At 65.1% G+C, this 15,829-nt stretch carries 16 protein-coding genes and 1 pseudogene; 7 read left to right on the top strand and 10 right to left on the bottom strand.

The features are described 5' to 3' along the window. Nucleotides 1–57: 57 nt before the first annotated feature. Together NCR38_RS15110 and NCR38_RS15105 are read left to right on the top strand one after the other, a co-directional pair. Nucleotides 58–972: a LysR family transcriptional regulator gene (locus tag NCR38_RS15110; protein ID WP_061118366.1), complete on the top strand. Its 915-nt coding sequence runs from the start codon at nucleotides 58–60 to the stop codon at nucleotides 970–972. A 57-nt stretch (nucleotides 973–1,029) separates the two neighbouring features. Continuing rightward, a complete protein-coding gene (locus tag NCR38_RS15105; protein WP_409219288.1) occupies nucleotides 1,030–1,320 on the top strand; it encodes a hypothetical protein in 291 nt (96 codons plus the stop codon). Between the two features lie 34 nt (nucleotides 1,321–1,354). Here NCR38_RS15105 and NCR38_RS34160 read toward each other — a convergent pair whose 3' ends face one another. From NCR38_RS34160 to NCR38_RS34345, 3 genes and pseudogenes are all read right to left on the bottom strand, one after another. Beyond that, nucleotides 1,355–1,483: a hypothetical protein gene (locus NCR38_RS34160; protein WP_284502276.1), complete on the bottom strand. Its 129-nt coding sequence runs from the start codon at nucleotides 1,481–1,483 to the stop codon at nucleotides 1,355–1,357. Nucleotides 1,484–1,550: 67 nt separating this feature from the next. Continuing rightward, on the bottom strand, nucleotides 1,551–2,159 hold the full coding sequence (locus NCR38_RS15100; RefSeq protein ID WP_061118367.1) for a cytochrome c: 609 nt from the start codon (nucleotides 2,157–2,159) through the stop codon (nucleotides 1,551–1,553). Nucleotides 2,160–2,401: 242 nt separating this feature from the next. Then, nucleotides 2,402–2,823 (bottom strand): annotated as a pseudogene (locus NCR38_RS34345) (quinonprotein alcohol dehydrogenase); the annotation flags it as partial. A 340-nt stretch (nucleotides 2,824–3,163) separates the two neighbouring features. Here NCR38_RS34345 and ydiK point away from each other — a divergent pair. Next, on the top strand, nucleotides 3,164–4,336 hold the full coding sequence (gene ydiK, locus NCR38_RS15090; RefSeq protein ID WP_250477318.1) for an AI-2E family transporter YdiK: 1,173 nt from the start codon (nucleotides 3,164–3,166) through the stop codon (nucleotides 4,334–4,336). Between the two features lie 190 nt (nucleotides 4,337–4,526). Further along, a complete protein-coding gene (locus NCR38_RS15085; protein ID WP_061118242.1) occupies nucleotides 4,527–5,069 on the top strand; it encodes a DUF6572 domain-containing protein in 543 nt (180 codons plus the stop codon). A gap of 105 nt (nucleotides 5,070–5,174) precedes the next feature. Here the strand turns inward: NCR38_RS15085 and NCR38_RS15080 are convergent, their stop codons facing one another. The 5 genes from NCR38_RS15080 to NCR38_RS15060 all read right to left on the bottom strand — a co-directional run bounded on the left by NCR38_RS15080 (nucleotide 5,175) and on the right by NCR38_RS15060 (nucleotide 10,773). Next, nucleotides 5,175–5,885, bottom strand: a complete 711-nt coding sequence (locus NCR38_RS15080; protein WP_250477317.1) for a hypothetical protein — start codon at nucleotides 5,883–5,885, stop codon at nucleotides 5,175–5,177. Between the two features lie 107 nt (nucleotides 5,886–5,992). After that, nucleotides 5,993–7,111, bottom strand: coding sequence for an enoyl-CoA hydratase/isomerase family protein (locus NCR38_RS15075; RefSeq protein WP_061118244.1), 1,119 nt, complete (start codon nucleotides 7,109–7,111; stop codon nucleotides 5,993–5,995). Further along, the gene (locus tag NCR38_RS15070; protein WP_061118245.1) at nucleotides 7,108–7,878 is read right to left on the bottom strand and encodes an enoyl-CoA hydratase; all 771 of its coding nucleotides are present in this window, start codon (nucleotides 7,876–7,878) and stop codon (nucleotides 7,108–7,110) included. Before NCR38_RS15070 ends, NCR38_RS15075 begins: the two co-directional genes overlap by 4 nt. Before the next feature lie 12 nt (nucleotides 7,879–7,890). Then, nucleotides 7,891–9,597 carry an AMP-binding protein gene (locus NCR38_RS15065; RefSeq protein WP_061118246.1) on the bottom strand — a complete coding sequence of 569 codons (1,707 nt, stop codon included), beginning with the start codon at nucleotides 9,595–9,597 and terminating at the stop codon, nucleotides 7,891–7,893. Nucleotides 9,598–9,639: 42 nt separating this feature from the next. Next, entirely contained in the window at nucleotides 9,640–10,773 is a 1,134-nt protein-coding gene (locus NCR38_RS15060; RefSeq protein ID WP_061118368.1) for an acyl-CoA dehydrogenase, read from the bottom strand. Between the two features lie 145 nt (nucleotides 10,774–10,918). On the opposite strand from NCR38_RS15060, the gene NCR38_RS15055 reads away from it, so the two are divergent. Both NCR38_RS15055 and NCR38_RS15050 read left to right on the top strand, forming a co-directional pair. After that, on the top strand, nucleotides 10,919–11,983 hold the full coding sequence (locus NCR38_RS15055; protein ID WP_250477315.1) for an AraC family transcriptional regulator: 1,065 nt from the start codon (nucleotides 10,919–10,921) through the stop codon (nucleotides 11,981–11,983). Between the two features lie 63 nt (nucleotides 11,984–12,046). Further along, nucleotides 12,047–12,208 (top strand): hypothetical protein, encoded by a 162-nt coding sequence (locus NCR38_RS15050; RefSeq protein ID WP_250477314.1) that lies wholly within the window; start codon nucleotides 12,047–12,049, stop codon nucleotides 12,206–12,208. Here NCR38_RS15050 and NCR38_RS15045 read toward each other — a convergent pair whose 3' ends face one another. Continuing rightward, a complete protein-coding gene (locus tag NCR38_RS15045; protein ID WP_061118369.1) occupies nucleotides 12,209–12,880 on the bottom strand; it encodes a hypothetical protein in 672 nt (223 codons plus the stop codon). It abuts the gene before it with no gap. A gap of 240 nt (nucleotides 12,881–13,120) precedes the next feature. Next, a complete protein-coding gene (locus NCR38_RS15040; RefSeq protein WP_061118248.1) occupies nucleotides 13,121–14,416 on the bottom strand; it encodes an MFS family transporter in 1,296 nt (431 codons plus the stop codon). Between the two features lie 384 nt (nucleotides 14,417–14,800). Here NCR38_RS15040 and NCR38_RS15035 point away from each other — a divergent pair, with 384 nt between their 5' ends. Continuing rightward, nucleotides 14,801–15,823, top strand: coding sequence for a DUF2891 domain-containing protein (locus NCR38_RS15035; RefSeq protein ID WP_061118249.1), 1,023 nt, complete (start codon nucleotides 14,801–14,803; stop codon nucleotides 15,821–15,823). Nucleotides 15,824–15,829: the final 6 nt, after the last annotated feature.

Genomic DNA, 15,829 nt, shown 5'->3' with positions numbered 1-15,829 from the left:
CGCCGCACCGCTTTTGCCGTACGATCCGGACGATGAACTCGTTCGATGGAGTCGAACATGTTGTCAGAGGAAGAACTCTCGCTGCTCGACGCGATCCGCGAAACCGGCAGCCTTTCGCGCGCGGCGGCGCGTCTCGGCAAGGCGCCGTCCACGGTGTCGCATGCCGCGCGGCAACTGGAAACGCGCTTCGACGCGCTGCTCTTCGACCGGCGCCGCTATCGTCTGGAACTGACGCCCGCCGGCCATCTTCTCGCCGATGAAGCATCGCGTCTCATGCTCGACGTATCGCGCCTCGCGCAGCGCGTGAAGCAGATCGCGAGCGGCTGGGAAGACCGGCTGTGGATCGTCTGTGACGAGATTCTCGAATTCGAAACGCTGCTGCCGGTCGTGCAGGCGTTCGATGCGCTCGATTCCGGCGTCGCGCTGCGCATCACCCATGAAGTGCTGGGCGGCACTTGGGAAGCCTTGCGCGACGGCCGCGCGGATCTGATCATCGGCGCGACCAACGAGCCGCCGGCGATCCCCGGCCTGCGCTGGTTCGAGCTCGGCGTGATGCAATGGGCGTTCGCAGTGTCGCCGCGCCATCCGCTTGCGACGGTGCGCGGGCCGCTCAAGCGCGATCAGATCGCGGCGCATCGGGCGGTCGTCGTCGCGGATTCGTCGCGCTCGGCGGGGCGCGCATACGGGGTGCTCGGCGGCCAGGCCGCGTTCGCCGTGCCGACGATGCGCGCGAAAATTCTCGCGCAGCGGCAAGGGCTCGGCACGGGCTGGGTGCCACGGCATCGCGTGAAAACGCTGCTTGCGCGCGGCGAACTCGTCGAGAAGGAAACCGCCGATCCGCGCGAGCCGAACGTCCTGTACGTCGCATGGCGCGGCGATCACGAAGGGCGCGCGCTGCAATGGTGGACGCAGCAATTGCGGCAGCCGCGCCTCGCTGAGCGTCTCGTCGAAGGGATCGACGCGTTCGCGTAAGACCCGGTTATAACTGCGTTCGATGTCTCGTCGCAACCTGAATCGACGGGACACGTCATGAGAAAAACACACTCGCCGCTGGGCGCGGCGCTTTCGGCCGCCGTGCTCGCGCCGGTCGTCGCGATTCCGCTCGCCGCCCTGCACATCAGCCCTGCCGACGCGCAGGCCATCGTCATCGCGCCCGCCGCGCCGCCGCGCGTCGAACCGCCTCCGCGCGCGGGCTACGCATGTGACCCGGGGCGCTGGCATCGCGGCCTCTGTCTGGGCGACGGGCCACTGGCGGCCGGTCCACGGGGGCTATCGCTGGATGCCGCGTCCATGGGTGCAGCGCGGGCCGACCTGGCGTAGGGCCGAAGGGCATTGGGCATGAGCGCACGCGGCATCACGATCGAACCAGGGTCATCCGAACCAGACGCGTGACGGCTGCCTGATCGCCGTCGCGGGTGGCGGACAGCAGGCGTTCGTTGAGCGTGTAGGCGTCCTGCTGCGCGTAAGCGATCGTGCCCGCCACATCATCGACAGCGAGAGCGCCGGCAAGCGAAGGGTTCTTGTCATCGTTATGTGCGCCTTCGAAAGCGTCATTGCAGATTCGCGATGTAATTCGCCAGGTTCTCGATGTCCGCGTCCGTGAGATTCTTCGACACGCTCGTCATGTTGCCCGCGTCGTTGGTGCGCTTCCTGTCACGGAAGTCCTGCAACTGCTTCACGATGTACGGATACTGCTGCCCCGCGACGCGCGGAATTTCGTTCTGCCCTGAAAAGCCGCCGAGATGGCACATCGTGCAGCGAATCTCTTCGGACTTCTTCCTGCCCGCCTCGACCTTCACCGGGTCCGCCTTGAAGTCGGTGGCGATCGGCTTTTGCGCGGCGAAGTAATCGGCGAGGTCGTGCATGTCGCCGGGTGTGAGATTCGCGGCCATCGGCGACATGCGCGGATCGCTGCGGCGCCCCGCCTTGAAGTCGCGCAATTGCAGATAGAGATAGCGCGACGTCTGTCCCGCGAGCGAGGGATAGTCGCCCGTCGTCGAGTTGCCTCCGAGCCCGTGACACGACGTGCAGACGGCAGCCTTCGTGGCAGCCGCCCGCGCATCCGCGCGGGACCGCGAAGGCAGCGACAGCAGCAGGCACGCAACGATCCACAACACGTAGACGAGCCAGACCCGCAGACGTTTCGTGCGCGTCGGCATCACGGCAGCGCAAACACGAGCAGGCTATTGCCGCGCTTGAAGCCGAGCAGCGTATTGCCGCCCGCCGCGACCGCGATGTATTGCTTGCCGTTCAGCATATAGGGCACGGCCGGCGCATTGACGCCAGCGCCGCACTGGAACGCCCAGAGCTTGCGTCCGGTGGCGGCGCCGGGCAGCATGCGCGCGCCGGTCGGTGTCGGCAGGGTCCACACGCCTTCCGGCGGAATCATCGCGTCGGAAATGCGATTGTTCGGGCCGCCGCAGAAGGTCGTGACCGGTCCCATCTTGTGCTTGTAATGCCTGAACTCGTTGCCCGTCACCGCGTCGATCGCATAGACGTGGTTGTACGACGGGGTGAGGAACATCACGCCGTTCGAGACGATCGGCGCGGTTTCCATCGACTCCATCACGGCCGTCTGGAAGATGAACGCGGGCTTGTGCTTCGCCACATTCCAGGTATTGATCTGCGTCGCAGGCGCATAGCGCGCTTCGGCATACGATCCGTTCGAATGCCGCCACGAGGCGCTGTCGCCCGCTGCGCCGTCGAGCTGCTGCTGCGAGGCGGATCGCAGCGGACTCGGCACCGGCCATGGGATGTCACGATACCGACAGCACCGCAGGCAACAGTCAGCGCAACGAGCGAGGTGCGGGAAAAACCGGCCATGTCAGTCTCCCAGATCGTTCTTGTGTTGTTCCTCGCGGTGCGCGGCGGAACATAGCCTGCCCTCTTCTGCGCCCGCACCAAAGAATAGGCAATTCAAAAAGGCATTTCCAGATTTCGTGCAAAGACTTCGTTCGACGCGTCACGCATCGACGAAAGGTATTTCAGGGGCAGGCGCACCCCGATTTTTAGTAGTATGGATTGGAGTGCCGTTATGATTGCGCCCGTTACGCGGTAGCGGCTTGCCGGACGCCGGCTTTCGCATGTCGCTTGTTCATCACGCGTTGCGCGCCATGCCCGTAGCCGGGCGCCGCATCGACCATCACTTTTATCCGGACGCACCATGCCAATCCTATCCAACGGGCAACCGAATCCGAATCCCCGCCAGCCGGTGGATATCGCGCGGATCCTGCTCGTCATCACGATCCTGACCGCGCTCACGGTCGGCAGCCTGTACATCTTGCGCCCGTTTCTGCCGGGCCTCATCTGGGCCACGACGATCGTCGTCGCGACCTGGCCGCTCATGCTCGCCGTGCAGCGCCGCTGCGGCAACCGCCGCTGGATTGCGACGACCGTGATGCTGCTGATCCTTCTGATCGTCATCGTGCTGCCGCTCTATGAAGCGATCTCGACACTCGCGTTGCACGGCGGCGAGATCATGGCGGCCATCAAGAGCCTGCCTTCCTACGCGCTGCCGCCGCCGCCGGGCTGGGTGCACGACATTCCGCTCGCGGGCGCGCGCATCGCGAGCGAATGGCAGTCGCTGTCCGATGCGGGCCCGGGCGGCCTGCTCGCGAAACTCGAGCCCTACGTGACGATCGCCGCCCGCTGGATGCTGTCGCATGCCGCGGTCGTCGGCGTGTTCGTGATGCACATGGTCATCACCGTCATCATCTCCGGCATCCTGTACATGAACGGCGAGGCGGCGGGACGATTCGTCACGCGCTTCGCGACGCGCATCGCGGCACAGCGCGGCGCGGAAGCCGTCAAGCTCGCCGGTCTCGCCATCCGCGCGGTGGCGCTCGGCATCGTCGTGACGGCGGTCACGCAGTCGGCGCTAGGCGGCATCGGGCTCGCGGTCGCGGGCGTGCCGGCGGCGGGCATCATCACGGCCATCATGCTGATGCTGTGTCTGGCGCAGATCGGCCCGCTGCTGCCGTTGCTCGGCGGCGTCGCGTTTCTTTTCTGGCACGGCTCGAATATCGCCGCGTCGCTGCTGCTCGTGTGGTCGATCATGATTGCGATGCTCGATAACTTCCTGCGGCCCATTCTCATCAAACGCGGCGTGAATCTTTCGATGATGCTGATTCTTTCCGGCGTGCTCGGCGGCATGTTTGCGTTCGGAATAGTCGGATTATTTATCGGCCCAGTCATTCTCGCGGTGACGTCGACGATTCTGGATGCGTGGATCAATGAACAGCCGCCGCTTGCGCAAGTCGAGGCGATGAGCAATGAAGAAATCGCGAAAGCCCCGTCCACACGGGATCTTGCGGATGCATCGAGAAGACAGACCTGAATGATAAATATATTGGCGCTTTGTTGATTTTGTTCGCGACAATAAGATTCCACTTAAATCGAGAATTCGGACTCTTACGAAAATGAGACCTTCTCCCAGTTAATGCCGTGTTTCTCGATTAATTGGCAAGTTGAATCCGCTACAATGCAATCCATCGTGATTTGCCCTTTGAGGGCGCAGGGGATTGACCATGTCTTTGCGTGACGTGGACGCCATCGATTACATCGGAGTGAATGTTCTTTACGGGCGCGTGTATGTCGGACTCTTTGATGATCTCGACTGGCGCGACGAAAAGGAGCACCTGGATTTGCTCACGAAAAAGATCGACCGCTACATCCGTTACATTCGTTCAGGCAAATTGCTGCTGAACTATCCGAAAGTCCGCGGCTATGAAATCGTGGTCGAATACGTGTCGATGCATCCCATGACGCCGTCCGGGATCGAGTTCTGGAAATCACGCGAACGCCTGCTCGCCGACGCCGGCTATAAGGCGCATATCCGTGGCGTGGATGTACGTCATTCGCTCGGCATCGCGGTCGACAAGCCGGAGCACGTCAATGCCGAGCCGGTCGAGCCGCCCGCGCTGGAAGTGCTCGACGCGGACCCGCACGCGCAAGAACTCGCCGATATCGCCGATATCTCGTATCTCCCGCCGCTGATGCGCAAAGCGCGCCGGCCGCAAGCGCTGCCCATGCTCAGGCGTCTCGTGATGCGCCAGGCGGCCAGTCACTGAGATCGTGCGGGATCAATAAAAAGCGGCGTGGCCCGTCCCTGAGCCCGCCGCTTCCCTTTGGCGCGGATCGCGGATGATTACCGCGCCGCACACGTCACGCACGCATCACTTCACGCCGCTCAATGCCGCTGAAGCGACGGACGGTACCGAAATGCCGTTGGTCTTCGCGTACTGCACCGCTTGCGAGAGCGTCTGCACCAGCGACTGCAACTGTCCGGGCGCGGATTGCGCGATATAGCTCGCAGCCTGCGCGGTCGCCGGATTCGAGCCGGCCTGCAACAGCGACGACATGTTCATCGAATTCGTCACCGAGCCGAGATCCGATTGCAGGCCGGCGTACTGCTTCACGCCCTGCCCGAGCGAACCGAGACCGTCGCTGAAGCTTTGCTTGCTCGCAGCCGTCGGCGGCGGCGTGGAGCCGCTCGTGAACGCCTGCATCAGCGATTGCGACACGCTCTGCTGCGTGCCGCCGAGTTGCGACAGCACGCTCGTGCTCGGCACGCCGCTTCCGCCCGATGCCCCCGATAACAAGCCCGCCGCCGATTGCGCCTGACTCGCGACGCTCGACATGCCCATCGCCGATGCGAGAGTCGATTGTCCCGAGAGCACTTGCTGGTTCGCGCCGAGATAGCCCTGCACGAGCGAGTTCAACGCGGAGGGCTGCGTCGCGCCGTTCGCGCCTGCCGCCACATCGGCCTTGCCGCTGCCGAAGCCGAACTGCTGGAGATTGAGTTGTGCATACGATGCGGCCGGCGCGATCAACGCGAATGCGATGCCGGCCGACAAGACTGCGATCCGTGACGTACGGTTCGACATGGTCGGTTCCCCTCTTGAATTGTCCGATGGTCGATAAGCCCCGTTCGACCACCGGTCATTTCGCCGGTTCGCCGCAGATACATTTGCTTGCGATTTCCCTCAGACGATCACGCGCCCAGGTCCGCGAGCGGATGCATGTCCCTGCGCCACGGCGATGAGAGAAAGTGCTGCACACGCTCCGCTCGCACCTGCGCGAGTGTCGTCGGCGCGAAACGCGGCCGCTCGTCCTTGTCGATGATGAGCGCGCGCACGCCTTCGATGAAATCGCCGTCGTCGATTGCGCGGTACACGACCCCCAACTCCATGCGAAAGCAATCCGCAAGCGTCATCTGACGGCCGCGCATGAGCGCGTGATACGTCACCTCGAGCATCGTCGGCGAATGGCTTTCGAGCGTGGCGAGCGTCGTGCGCGCCCAGTCCGATTCATCCATCGCCAGCGACGCGACGATGCGCTCCACGCCGCCCGTCGCGCACGCGGTGAAATGGCGCCTGATGTGCACGCGGATATCGTCGAGCGGCGCGTGACGTTCGATGTTCGCGGCCGGCACGAACACGCGCTTCAATTGCGTCATTGCGTCCTGCGTATCGTCCCAGCGCATGTTGTCGAGGCGCTCGACGAAGCCGCGCAGCCATGTCGATGGCACGCATTCGTCGGCGAGCCCGACGCGCTTCGCATCGGCGCCCGATAGACGCGCGCCCGTCAGGCCGACGTAGAGCGCGAGATCGCGCGGCAGCACGCGCAGAAAGTGCGTCGCGCCGACATCGGGCAACAGGCCGATGCGCGTCTCGGGCATCGCCATGCGCGTGCGCTCGGTCGCGATGCGCAGCGCCGCGCCTTGCGCGAGCCCCATGCCGCCGCCCATCACGATGCCGTCCATCAGCGCGATCACGGGCTTCGCAAAACGATGCACCGTGAAATCGAGCCGATATTCGTCGATGAAGAATTTCAGCCACGGCGTGTCGTGATGCGGATCGCTGCGCGCCGCGTGATAGAGCTTGCGCACGTCGCCGCCCGCGCAGAACGCCTTGTCGCCCGCGCCGCGCAGCACGACCGCTGCGATCGACGCGTCCCCCGCGCACTGCGCGAAGCGTTCGGTGAGGCGCGCGATCATGTCGTGCGACAGCGCGTTCAACGCGTGCGGCCGGTCAAGCGTGACGATCGCCACGCGATTGACGATCTCGAAGCCGACTTCCGGCGCGTCATGCAACAGTCCCTGCGTGCTCATGACGCGCCCCACTGCGGCTTGCGCTTTTCGAGAAACGCGGCCACCCCTTCGCGCTGATTCGCGCCGTCGAAAAGATCGACGAAGCGCTCGCGTTCCAGCGCCAATGCAGCGCGGCGCGGTATGCCTTCGCGCGCGGCGTGAATCAGCGGCTTCGAGTACGCGACGGCGTCCGGGCTCATCGACGCGACGCGGGCCGCGATCTTCAGCGCGGCTTCGTATGCGCCGCCGCTCGCGACCACGTCCTCGACGAGACCGATGCGCAGTGCGGTCTGCGCATCCACACGCTCGCCCGTCAGGATGATGCGCTTCGCCCAGCCTTCGCCGACGAGCCACGGCAGCGTCTGCGTGCCGCTTCCGCACGGCAGCAGTCCGACCGACGCTTCGGGCAGCGCCATCTGCGCATGTTCCTCGGCGATGCGGAGATCGCAGGCAAGCGCGCATTCGAGCCCGCCGCCCATCGCGTAGCCGTTGATCGCGGCGATGGTCACCGCGCGCGCGTTCTGCAACGCCTCGAATGCCGCGCCGAAGCGCTGCGCGGCGACGCGCGCGTGAGCCTTGTCGCCATCGGCGAACTGATTGAGGTCAGCGCCCGCGCTGAAGAACTTCGGGCCCGTGCCGGTCACGACGATCGCGCGCACGTGGGCATCGCGGTTGAGGCCGTCGACGGTTTCCTGCAGCGTCGCGAGACCATCGGCCGTGAATGCGTTGGCCGGCGGGCGGGCGAGACGAATCGTGACGGTCGGACCGTCGCGCGTGACTTCGATCATCGTGGGATTCCTTTAGTCGGCTTTGCTGGTCTGACGCAGTTCCGGAAAGTCCTCTTCCCAGAACTCGAACTCGCCGCGCGCGCCATCCTGCGTGCGCGCGATCTCCTGCCTGCGCAGATCGACGCGGCGGATCTTGCCGGAAATCGTCTTCGGCAATTCCGCGAATTCCAGACGCCGGATGCGCTTGTAGGGTGCGAGCCGCTCGCGCGAGAACGCGAACACGCTCTTGGCCAGCTCCGGCCCGATGGAATAGCCGTGCCGCAGCGTGACGAACGCCTTCGGCACCGACAGCCGCAGCGGATCGGGACTCGGCACGACGGCCGCTTCCGCGATCGCCTCGTGCTCGATCAGCACGCTTTCCAGTTCGAACGGGCTCAACCGGTAATCCGACGACTTGAACACGTCGTCCGCGCGGCCGACATAGACGAAGTAGCCATCCGCGCCGCGCGCCGCGACATCCGACGTTCGATAGAAGCCGCCGCGCATCGCGTTCCCGGTGGCTTTCGGATTGTCCGCGTAACCGGTCATCAGGCCGAGCGGCGGCGGATCGAGCACGAGCGCGATCTCGCCTTCCTCCGCCGGATGGCCGTCCGGGTCGAGCAGCGCCACGCGATACCCCGGCAGCGGACGGCCCATCGAGCCCGGCACGAGCCGCTGGCCCGGCGTGTTCGCGATCTGCGCGGTGGTTTCGGTCTGGCCGTAGCCGTCGCGGATCGGCACGCCCCAGGCCGCCTGCACGCGCTCGACGACTTCGGGATTGAGCGGCTCGCCCGCGCCGACGATCTCGCGCAGCTTCACTTCGTACGATGCAAGCGGTTCCTGCACGAGCATGCGCCACACGGTCGGCGGGGCGCAGAGCGTCGTCACTTCGTATCGGACGAGCACATCGAGCGCGCGGGCGGCATCGAAACGGCTGAAGTTGTAGATGAACACGCACGCCTGCGCATTCCAGGGCGCGAAGAAGCAACTCCACGCATGCTTCGCCCAGCCGGGCGAGCTGATGTTCCAGTGCACGTCGCCGGGCTGCAGGCCGATCCAGTACATCGTCGACAGATGGCCGACCGGATAGCTCTGATGCGTATGCGCGACGAGCTTCGGCTTCGACGTCGTGCCCGACGTGAAATACAGCAGATAGGGATCGTTCGCGTTCGTTACGGCATCCGAAACAAATTCCGGCGATGCATCGTAAGCGGTCTCAAACGCAAGCCAGCCCTCTTTCGCGCCGCCCACGGCGATGCGCAATCCGGGCACGCCGATGTCATGGAACTTCGGTGTTTCCGCCGCATCGACGATCACGTGCTGCACGCCGCCGAGCGCGATGCGGTCGCGCAAATCGGCCGGCGCGAGCTGCGTGGTCGCCGGCAGGACGATAGCGCCGAGCTTCATCGCGGCGAGCATCGTGTCCCATAGCTCGACGCGGTTCGGCAGCATCAGCAGGATGCGTTCGCCGCGCTTCACGTTCAGGCCGCGCAAATGATTCGCGACGCGCGCCGAACGCTCGCTCATCTGCGCGAACGAAAGACGCGTCTCGCCGCCGCTTTCGTCGACGATATGCAGCGCGGGCGCATCGTTGCCGCGCGCCATCGGGTCGAAATAGTCGAGCGCCCAGTTGAAGCGATCGAGCGACGGCCATCTGAAGTCGCGATACGCGGTGTCGTAATCGGTGCGATGAGCAAACAGAAAGTCTCGTGCTTCGATGAAAGCGTGGGCGTCGTTCATTGCGTCTCCGGTCCGATGCAAGGCTGTTTTTTTAAGCGCGAGTCAAACGTTGCGTGCGATCACCATCCGCTGCACTTCGCTCGTGCCTTCGTAGATCTGCGTGATGCGCGCATCGCGATAATGACGCTCCACCGGATAATCCTGCAGATAGCCGTATCCGCCGTGGATCTGAATCGCATCGGAACACACGCGCTCGGCCATCTCCGACGCATACAGCTTCGCCTGCGATGCCTCCGACAGGCACGGAACGCCTTCCGTGCGCATGCGCGCCGCGTGATGGATCAGGAGGCGCGCGGCGTTGATCTGCGTCTGCATGTCGGCGAGCATGTTCGCGACCGACTGATGCTCGTGGATCGGCTTGCCGAACTGCACGCGCTCTTTCGCGTAGGCGCGCGACGCATCGAAAGCCGCGCGCGCGATGCCAAGCGCCTGCGCCGCGATGCCGATGCGTCCGCCCTCCAGATTCGACAACGCGATCTTCAGGCCCTCGCCGCGCTTGCCGAGCAGGTTGGCCGCGGGAATCGCGCAATCGTCGAAGGTGATCGGACAGGTATCGGACGCGCGGATGCCGAGCTTGTGCTCCGGCGCGCCGACGTTGAAGCCTGGCGTGTTCGTGGGCACGATGAACGCCGAGATGCCGCGCTTGCCCTGATCGGGATCGGTGACGGCGAAGACGATCGCCACGCCCGCGCGCTTGCCGTTCGTCACGAACTGCTTGCTTCCGGAGATGACCCACTTGCCGTCTTTCTCGAGGGCGCGCACGCGCAGATTGTTCGCCTCCGAGCCGGCCTGCGGCTCCGTCAGGCAAAACGCCCCGATGATCTCGCCGCTCGCCAGCTTCGGCAGCCATTCGGCCTTTTGTGCGTCGGTGCCGTAGGCGAGAATCGGACCGCAGCCGACGGAGTTGTGCACGCTCATCATCGTGGCGCAGGATGCGCAGCCGGCGGCGACCTCTTCCATCGCGAGTGCGTAGGCGGTGTAGTCGCTGAAGGTGCCGCCGAGCTCCGCGGGCACGATCATGCCGAGCAGGCCGAGCTCGCCCAGTTGCCGCACGACGGCATCGGGAATGGCGCCGTCCTTGTCCCACTGCCCCGCATTCGGCGCGAGCACTTCGGTTGCGAACTGGCGAGCGGCGTCGCGGATCATGCGCTGCTCTTCGGTGAGAAATGCGTCGATCATGTTTCGTCTTTCGGTGAATGGGGCTGGGCCGGCGCGGCGGGCTGGATCGATCGGATACACTTTCTGGCCGCCGCCGGGTCGGTCGATGAAGGGCGGATGGGCCGTCTGAGCACGAGTCTAGGCAATCGCCGGACCTTAGCCGATGCCCAAAACGATCACGCTAACTGAGCGCTTTGGCCACCTAGTGAGAACCCCAAGTCCCAAAAAGAAGATCGAGCGCGATTCGATTTCGCCGAGTCTCGTCGAAGCGGCGTTGCGATGCGCCGAGGCGCGCGGCGTCGCGCGCGAGCAATTGCTGGCCGCCGCGGGCATCGCGCCGGCGACGCTCGAATCACCGCGCGCGCGCGTGTCGCCGGTACAGTACGGCAAGCTGTGGAACGCCACCGCCGACGCGCTCGACGACGAGTTCTTCGGCCAGGATGCGCATCCGATGCGGCGCGGCAGCTTCGTGCTGCTGTGCCACGCGGCGCTGTCCTCGCGCGACGGCGCGCACGCGCTCGCACGCATCTCGAACTTCATGCGCATCGTGCTGGATGAGCTGAGGTTCGAGGTCGACATCGACGAAAGGCGGGTGCGCATCTGGCTCGAGGACACCGGCGCGCCCAAGACGATGTTCGCCTACGCGACGGGTTTCATCCTCGTGTACGGGCTGCTGTGCTGGCTGGTCGGGCGGCGCATTCCGGTGCTGGCGGCGCAGATGCGCTGCGCCGAACCCGCCGACAGCGACGAATACCGGCTGATGCTCTGCAACGATCTGCGTTTCGGCGAGACGCGCTCGTTCGTCGATCTGTCGGCCGAATGCGCGGCGCTGCCGGTCGTGCAGACGCCCGCCACGCTCAAGCGCTTCCTGCGCGACGCGCCGGCGAATTTCATCGTGAAATATCGCAATCCGGATTCGCTCGCGGCGCGCGTCAGGACGCGCCTGAAGCAAACCGCGCCGACGGACTGGCCCGAAGCCGAGAGCATCGCGGCGGCGCTCCACATGGCCGAAGCGACGCTGCGGCGCCGCCTGAAGCAGGAAGGCCTCACCTATCAGGCGATCAAGGACGCATTGAGACGCGACCTCGCGATCGCGCGCCTCGCGCACACGCAGGAGACGATTCCGCAAATCGCCGATGCGCTCGGTTTCGCGGAACCGAGCGCGTTCCGGCGCGCGTTCAGGAAGTGGACGGGCGTGCGCCCCGCGGATTACCGCCGCGAAGGCTGACTGCGAGGGCGCATCGGGGCTGCTATATTGGATCGACGATCACTTCGCATCACGGAGCGCACCATGAAGAAAGTCAGCCGGGATGAACGTTCGAAACAGGACCAGCCGAAGCCGGATAACGAAGAGGACTTGCTCGACGAAGCGCTGGAAGAAACCTTTCCCGCGAGCGACCCGATCGCCGTGCACCCCGAGCCGGACACCCCGAGGGACGGCAGGAAGAAATAGTTATTCGCCCCCCTCGGGCTCGTCCGGGCTCGAAAGAAGCACAACGAGCTTCTCGACATGCTGATGTAAGAGCTTCACGTGCTTGTCGATCTGTTCGAGACGTCCGGTCAGGTCGGCCTTCGCCGCCTCGCTCATGCGATCCGACGCGATGAGTTCGTCGACCTTCGGCTGCATCCCTTCGACCTGAAGCAGGCCGAGCTGGCGCTCCAGGCGGCGCAAATCCTGTGAAAGCAGTTCGCGATTCTTGCGAAAAAGCAGATCGCGACGGTTCATCTCGGCCTGTTGCTGGGCGAGATCGGCGACGCGGCGCGTCGCCTCGGTCTGGGAAAGCAGCGGTTCCGGGCCGCGCAGCACGGAGCGCTTCGGCGCGGGATGGGCCGTGCCGCGAAACACGGCCATCGGCGTTTCCTCGTCGATCGCGCGCAGGACGTCCGGCGGCACGTCTTCCAGCGTGCGGCGCTCGTCCATCCAGTGCGGCGGCAGGCCAGTCACGAGCTCGATACCGCGCACGAACTCCTCGTTGAAATCGCGCTGACCGGCGACGATCAGCTTCATGAACGTCGGCGAGAAGCTCATCATGCGCGCGAGGCGCGCAGCGCCTCCCGGCGAGCCGACCAGCACGTTCATATTGGCTCGCCAGACAAGGAACAGCGTTTCGTCGAAATCTTCCATGAACAGGCTCCAGGCAGACCGACGCGTCCGATTGGGCGCATCGGCGTTGCGCGCACCAGATCCGCGCGCATGCATATCCGGTTCCCGAATATCGCTGCGCACCGCGACCGGTGCGCCGTCCACATACCGCATAAAACACCATACTACCGTCGTCGGCAAGCGTGGCGGATAACCGCGCGCCGCTCGATGCCACGCATGCGACACGACGCTGCATTGCCGCCGCGCGCGCCGCCCGAAAGCTTACGGTTCGTTGCGCAGATATCCTTCCTTGCTCGGATCGAGCATGCGCCAGGAGACGATGAGCGAAATCGCGCACATCACCGTGACGTACCAGAAGAACGTCGATTCGCTGCCCGCCGACTTGAGCCACAGCGCGACATATTCCGCCGAGCCGCCGAACACCGCGTTGGCAACCGCATAGGACAGCCCGACGCCCAGCGCGCGCACTTCCGGCGGAAACATTTCCGCCTTGATGAGACCGCTGATCGACGTATAGAAGCTGACGATCGCAAGCGCGATCACGACCAGCACGAACGCCATGACCGGGCTCGCCACCGTCGAGAGCGCGTGCAGCAACGGCACCGTGCCGATGGTCGCGAGCGCGCCGAACCAGAGCATCGATGCGCGACGGCCGATGCGATCCGACAGCGCGCCGAACGCGGGCTGCAGCAGCATATAGACGAACAGCGCGGCGGTCATCACGTTGCTGGCGGTTTTCGCGTGCATGCCCGCCGTGTTGACCAGGTACTTCTGCATGTAGGTCGTGAACGTGTAGAAAATGAGCGAGCCGCCCGCCGTGAAGCCCACGACGGTCATGAAAGCGGCCTTGTGCTGCATGAGACCCGCGAGCGTGCCGGCCTCCTTGCGATGACGCGTTTCGGCGGTCGAGGTTTCGTCGAGCGAGCGTCGCAGGTAGAGCGAAACCAGCGCCGCGCACGCGCCGATGAAGAACGGAATGCGCCAGCCCCACGCCTTCAGCTCTTCCGTCGACAGGAACTGTTGCAGCACCACCAGCACGAGGAGCGCGGCAAGCTGCCCGCCGATCAGCGTCACGTACTGGAACGACGCGAAGAAACCGCGCCGGCCGCGCAGCGCCACTTCACTCATGTAGGTCGCGCTCGTGCCGTATTCGCCGCCCACGGACAAACCCTGGAACAGGCGCGCGATCAGGAGCAGGAACGGCGCCCACGCGCCGATCGACGCGTAAGTCGGCAGAAAGGTGATGACGAGCGAGCCGCCGCACATCATCAGCACGGAGATCATCATCGCGTTGCGGCGACCGTGCTTGTCGGCGATGCGGCCGAAAAGCCAGCCGCCGATCGGACGCATCAGGAAGCCCGCCGCGAACACGCCCGCGGTGTTCAGCAACTGGACCGTCGGGTTGCCGCCCGGGAAGAACGCCGCCGAGAAGTACAGCGCGAGGAACGAGTAGATGTAAAAGTCGAACCACTCGACGAGGTTGCCCGACGAGGCGCCGACGATTGCGAAAACGCGGCGCCGGGTGTCCTCTGCGGTATAAGCGGGAAGGTCGGTCATGTTCTTTCTGATCTCTTGGTCACTGTCTGGATGGCGTGTGCCGGGGCTCGTGTCCCCCGGTCCGGACGCTCTTGGCGGCGTTCGGGCGCAAGTTTATACGACGGTTCGGACGAAAGCGCGCGTTCGTGGCGCGCGAAAGACGGCCGGATGGCGTCAGAAAATTCGCGCAGTCGCGCGGTCGCGCCGCGCCGCGCAATGGCGTCCGTCGCTCGCTCAGGCTTGCCGTAAAAGCATTCGCCGCCCTTGCGGCGGGTTTATGCGGCGCTTTGGATGCGTTCCGCCGATGCCTCGGCCATTCATCCTAGGTGATTACCCTGATCGAAGATTTCGCCAACTAATTATCGATAAAGTCTCGGGATCACGATTCGCATCGACGAGGACCGCATGAACCCGCATCAACCGATTACCCTCGACGCCGCGCTTGCGTCGAAGTTCGCCCAGGTCGCGCTCGGCCATCTGACGCGCGAGTATCCGAACAAGCTCGACCATGTCATGGCGGGCGACGCCGATGTTCAAAGCCCGCGCGCGCTGCATCCGATCTTCTACGGCAGCTTCGATTGGCATTCGTGCGTTCACGGCTACTGGCTGATCGCGCGGCTGTACGACCGCTTTCCCGCGTTGCCGGAGGCGCCGCGCATCCGTGCGGTGATCGACGCGCATTTCACCGATGCCAACGTCGCCGCCGAAGTCGCGTATCTGCAGCGTCCCGCAGCGCGCGGCTTCGAGCGGCCCTACGGCTGGGCGTGGCTGCTCGCGCTCGCAGCGCAGCTCCGCTCGATGCAGTCCGAGGACGGCGCGCGCTGGGCCCGCACGCTTGCCCCGCTCGCCGATGCGTTCGTCGCCCGCTTCGAAGACTTTCTGCCGAAGTCGACGTATCCGCTTCGGGTCGGCACGCACTTCAACATGGCGTTCGCGCTGACGCTCTCGATCGGCTACGCGCGCGCCACGCACGACGCGGGCTTCGAACGCCTGCTCAGCGAGACGGCCTTGCGCTGGTTCGAGAAGGACGAAAGCTGTCAGGCGTGGGAGCCGGCGGGCGACGAATTCCTGTCGCCTTCGCTGATGGAAGCCGTGCTGATGCGCCATGTGCTGCCGGACGAGCGTTTCGTCGGCTGGTTCGACCGGTTTCTGCCGCGCATTGCCGCACGCGAACCGGCGACGCTCTTCGCGCCCGCCACCGTCACCGATCGCAGCGACGGCAAGCTCGCGCACCTCGACGGGCTGAACCTTTCCCGCGCGTGGTGCCAGCGCACGATCGCGCGGGCATTGCCTGCGGGCGACGCGCGCATCGCGGTGCTCGATGCGGCCGCGAGCGAACATCTGGCGGCGGGCATTGCGCATGTGGCGGGCGATTACATGGGCGAGCACTGGCTCGCGACATTCGCGCTGCTGGCGCTGGAGGCCTGATCCGCG

Origin of the sequence: Caballeronia sp. INML1, assembly GCF_023631085.1 — a bacterium.
Lineage (GTDB): Bacteria > Pseudomonadota > Gammaproteobacteria > Burkholderiales > Burkholderiaceae > Caballeronia > Caballeronia turbans.
The sequence above is the reverse complement of the archived record's forward strand: the minus strand, read 5'-3'. Positions and strand labels throughout refer to the sequence as shown.

What these genes read in the sequence shown, in the direction of transcription:
- NCR38_RS15110 (WP_061118366.1), top strand. Translation starts at nt 58, where the DNA reads ATGTTGTCAGAGGAAGAACTCTCGCTGCTCGACGCGATCCGCGAAACC.
- NCR38_RS15105 (WP_409219288.1), top strand. Translation starts at nt 1,030, where the DNA reads ATGAGAAAAACACACTCGCCGCTGGGCGCGGCGCTTTCGGCCGCCGTG.
- NCR38_RS15100 (WP_061118367.1), bottom strand. Translation starts at nt 2,159, where the DNA reads ATGCCGACGCGCACGAAACGTCTGCGGGTCTGGCTCGTCTACGTGTTG.
- ydiK (WP_250477318.1), top strand. Translation starts at nt 3,164, where the DNA reads ATGCCAATCCTATCCAACGGGCAACCGAATCCGAATCCCCGCCAGCCG.
- NCR38_RS15085 (WP_061118242.1), top strand. Translation starts at nt 4,527, where the DNA reads ATGTCTTTGCGTGACGTGGACGCCATCGATTACATCGGAGTGAATGTT.
- NCR38_RS15080 (WP_250477317.1), bottom strand. Translation starts at nt 5,885, where the DNA reads ATGTCGAACCGTACGTCACGGATCGCAGTCTTGTCGGCCGGCATCGCA.
- NCR38_RS15075 (WP_061118244.1), bottom strand. Translation starts at nt 7,111, where the DNA reads ATGAGCACGCAGGGACTGTTGCATGACGCGCCGGAAGTCGGCTTCGAG.
- NCR38_RS15070 (WP_061118245.1), bottom strand. Translation starts at nt 7,878, where the DNA reads ATGATCGAAGTCACGCGCGACGGTCCGACCGTCACGATTCGTCTCGCC.
- NCR38_RS15065 (WP_061118246.1), bottom strand. Translation starts at nt 9,597, where the DNA reads ATGAACGACGCCCACGCTTTCATCGAAGCACGAGACTTTCTGTTTGCT.
- NCR38_RS15055 (WP_250477315.1), top strand. Translation starts at nt 10,919, where the DNA reads ATGCCCAAAACGATCACGCTAACTGAGCGCTTTGGCCACCTAGTGAGA.
- NCR38_RS15050 (WP_250477314.1), top strand. Translation starts at nt 12,047, where the DNA reads ATGAAGAAAGTCAGCCGGGATGAACGTTCGAAACAGGACCAGCCGAAG.
- NCR38_RS15045 (WP_061118369.1), bottom strand. Translation starts at nt 12,880, where the DNA reads ATGGAAGATTTCGACGAAACGCTGTTCCTTGTCTGGCGAGCCAATATG.
- NCR38_RS15040 (WP_061118248.1), bottom strand. Translation starts at nt 14,416, where the DNA reads ATGACCGACCTTCCCGCTTATACCGCAGAGGACACCCGGCGCCGCGTT.
- NCR38_RS15035 (WP_061118249.1), top strand. Translation starts at nt 14,801, where the DNA reads ATGAACCCGCATCAACCGATTACCCTCGACGCCGCGCTTGCGTCGAAG.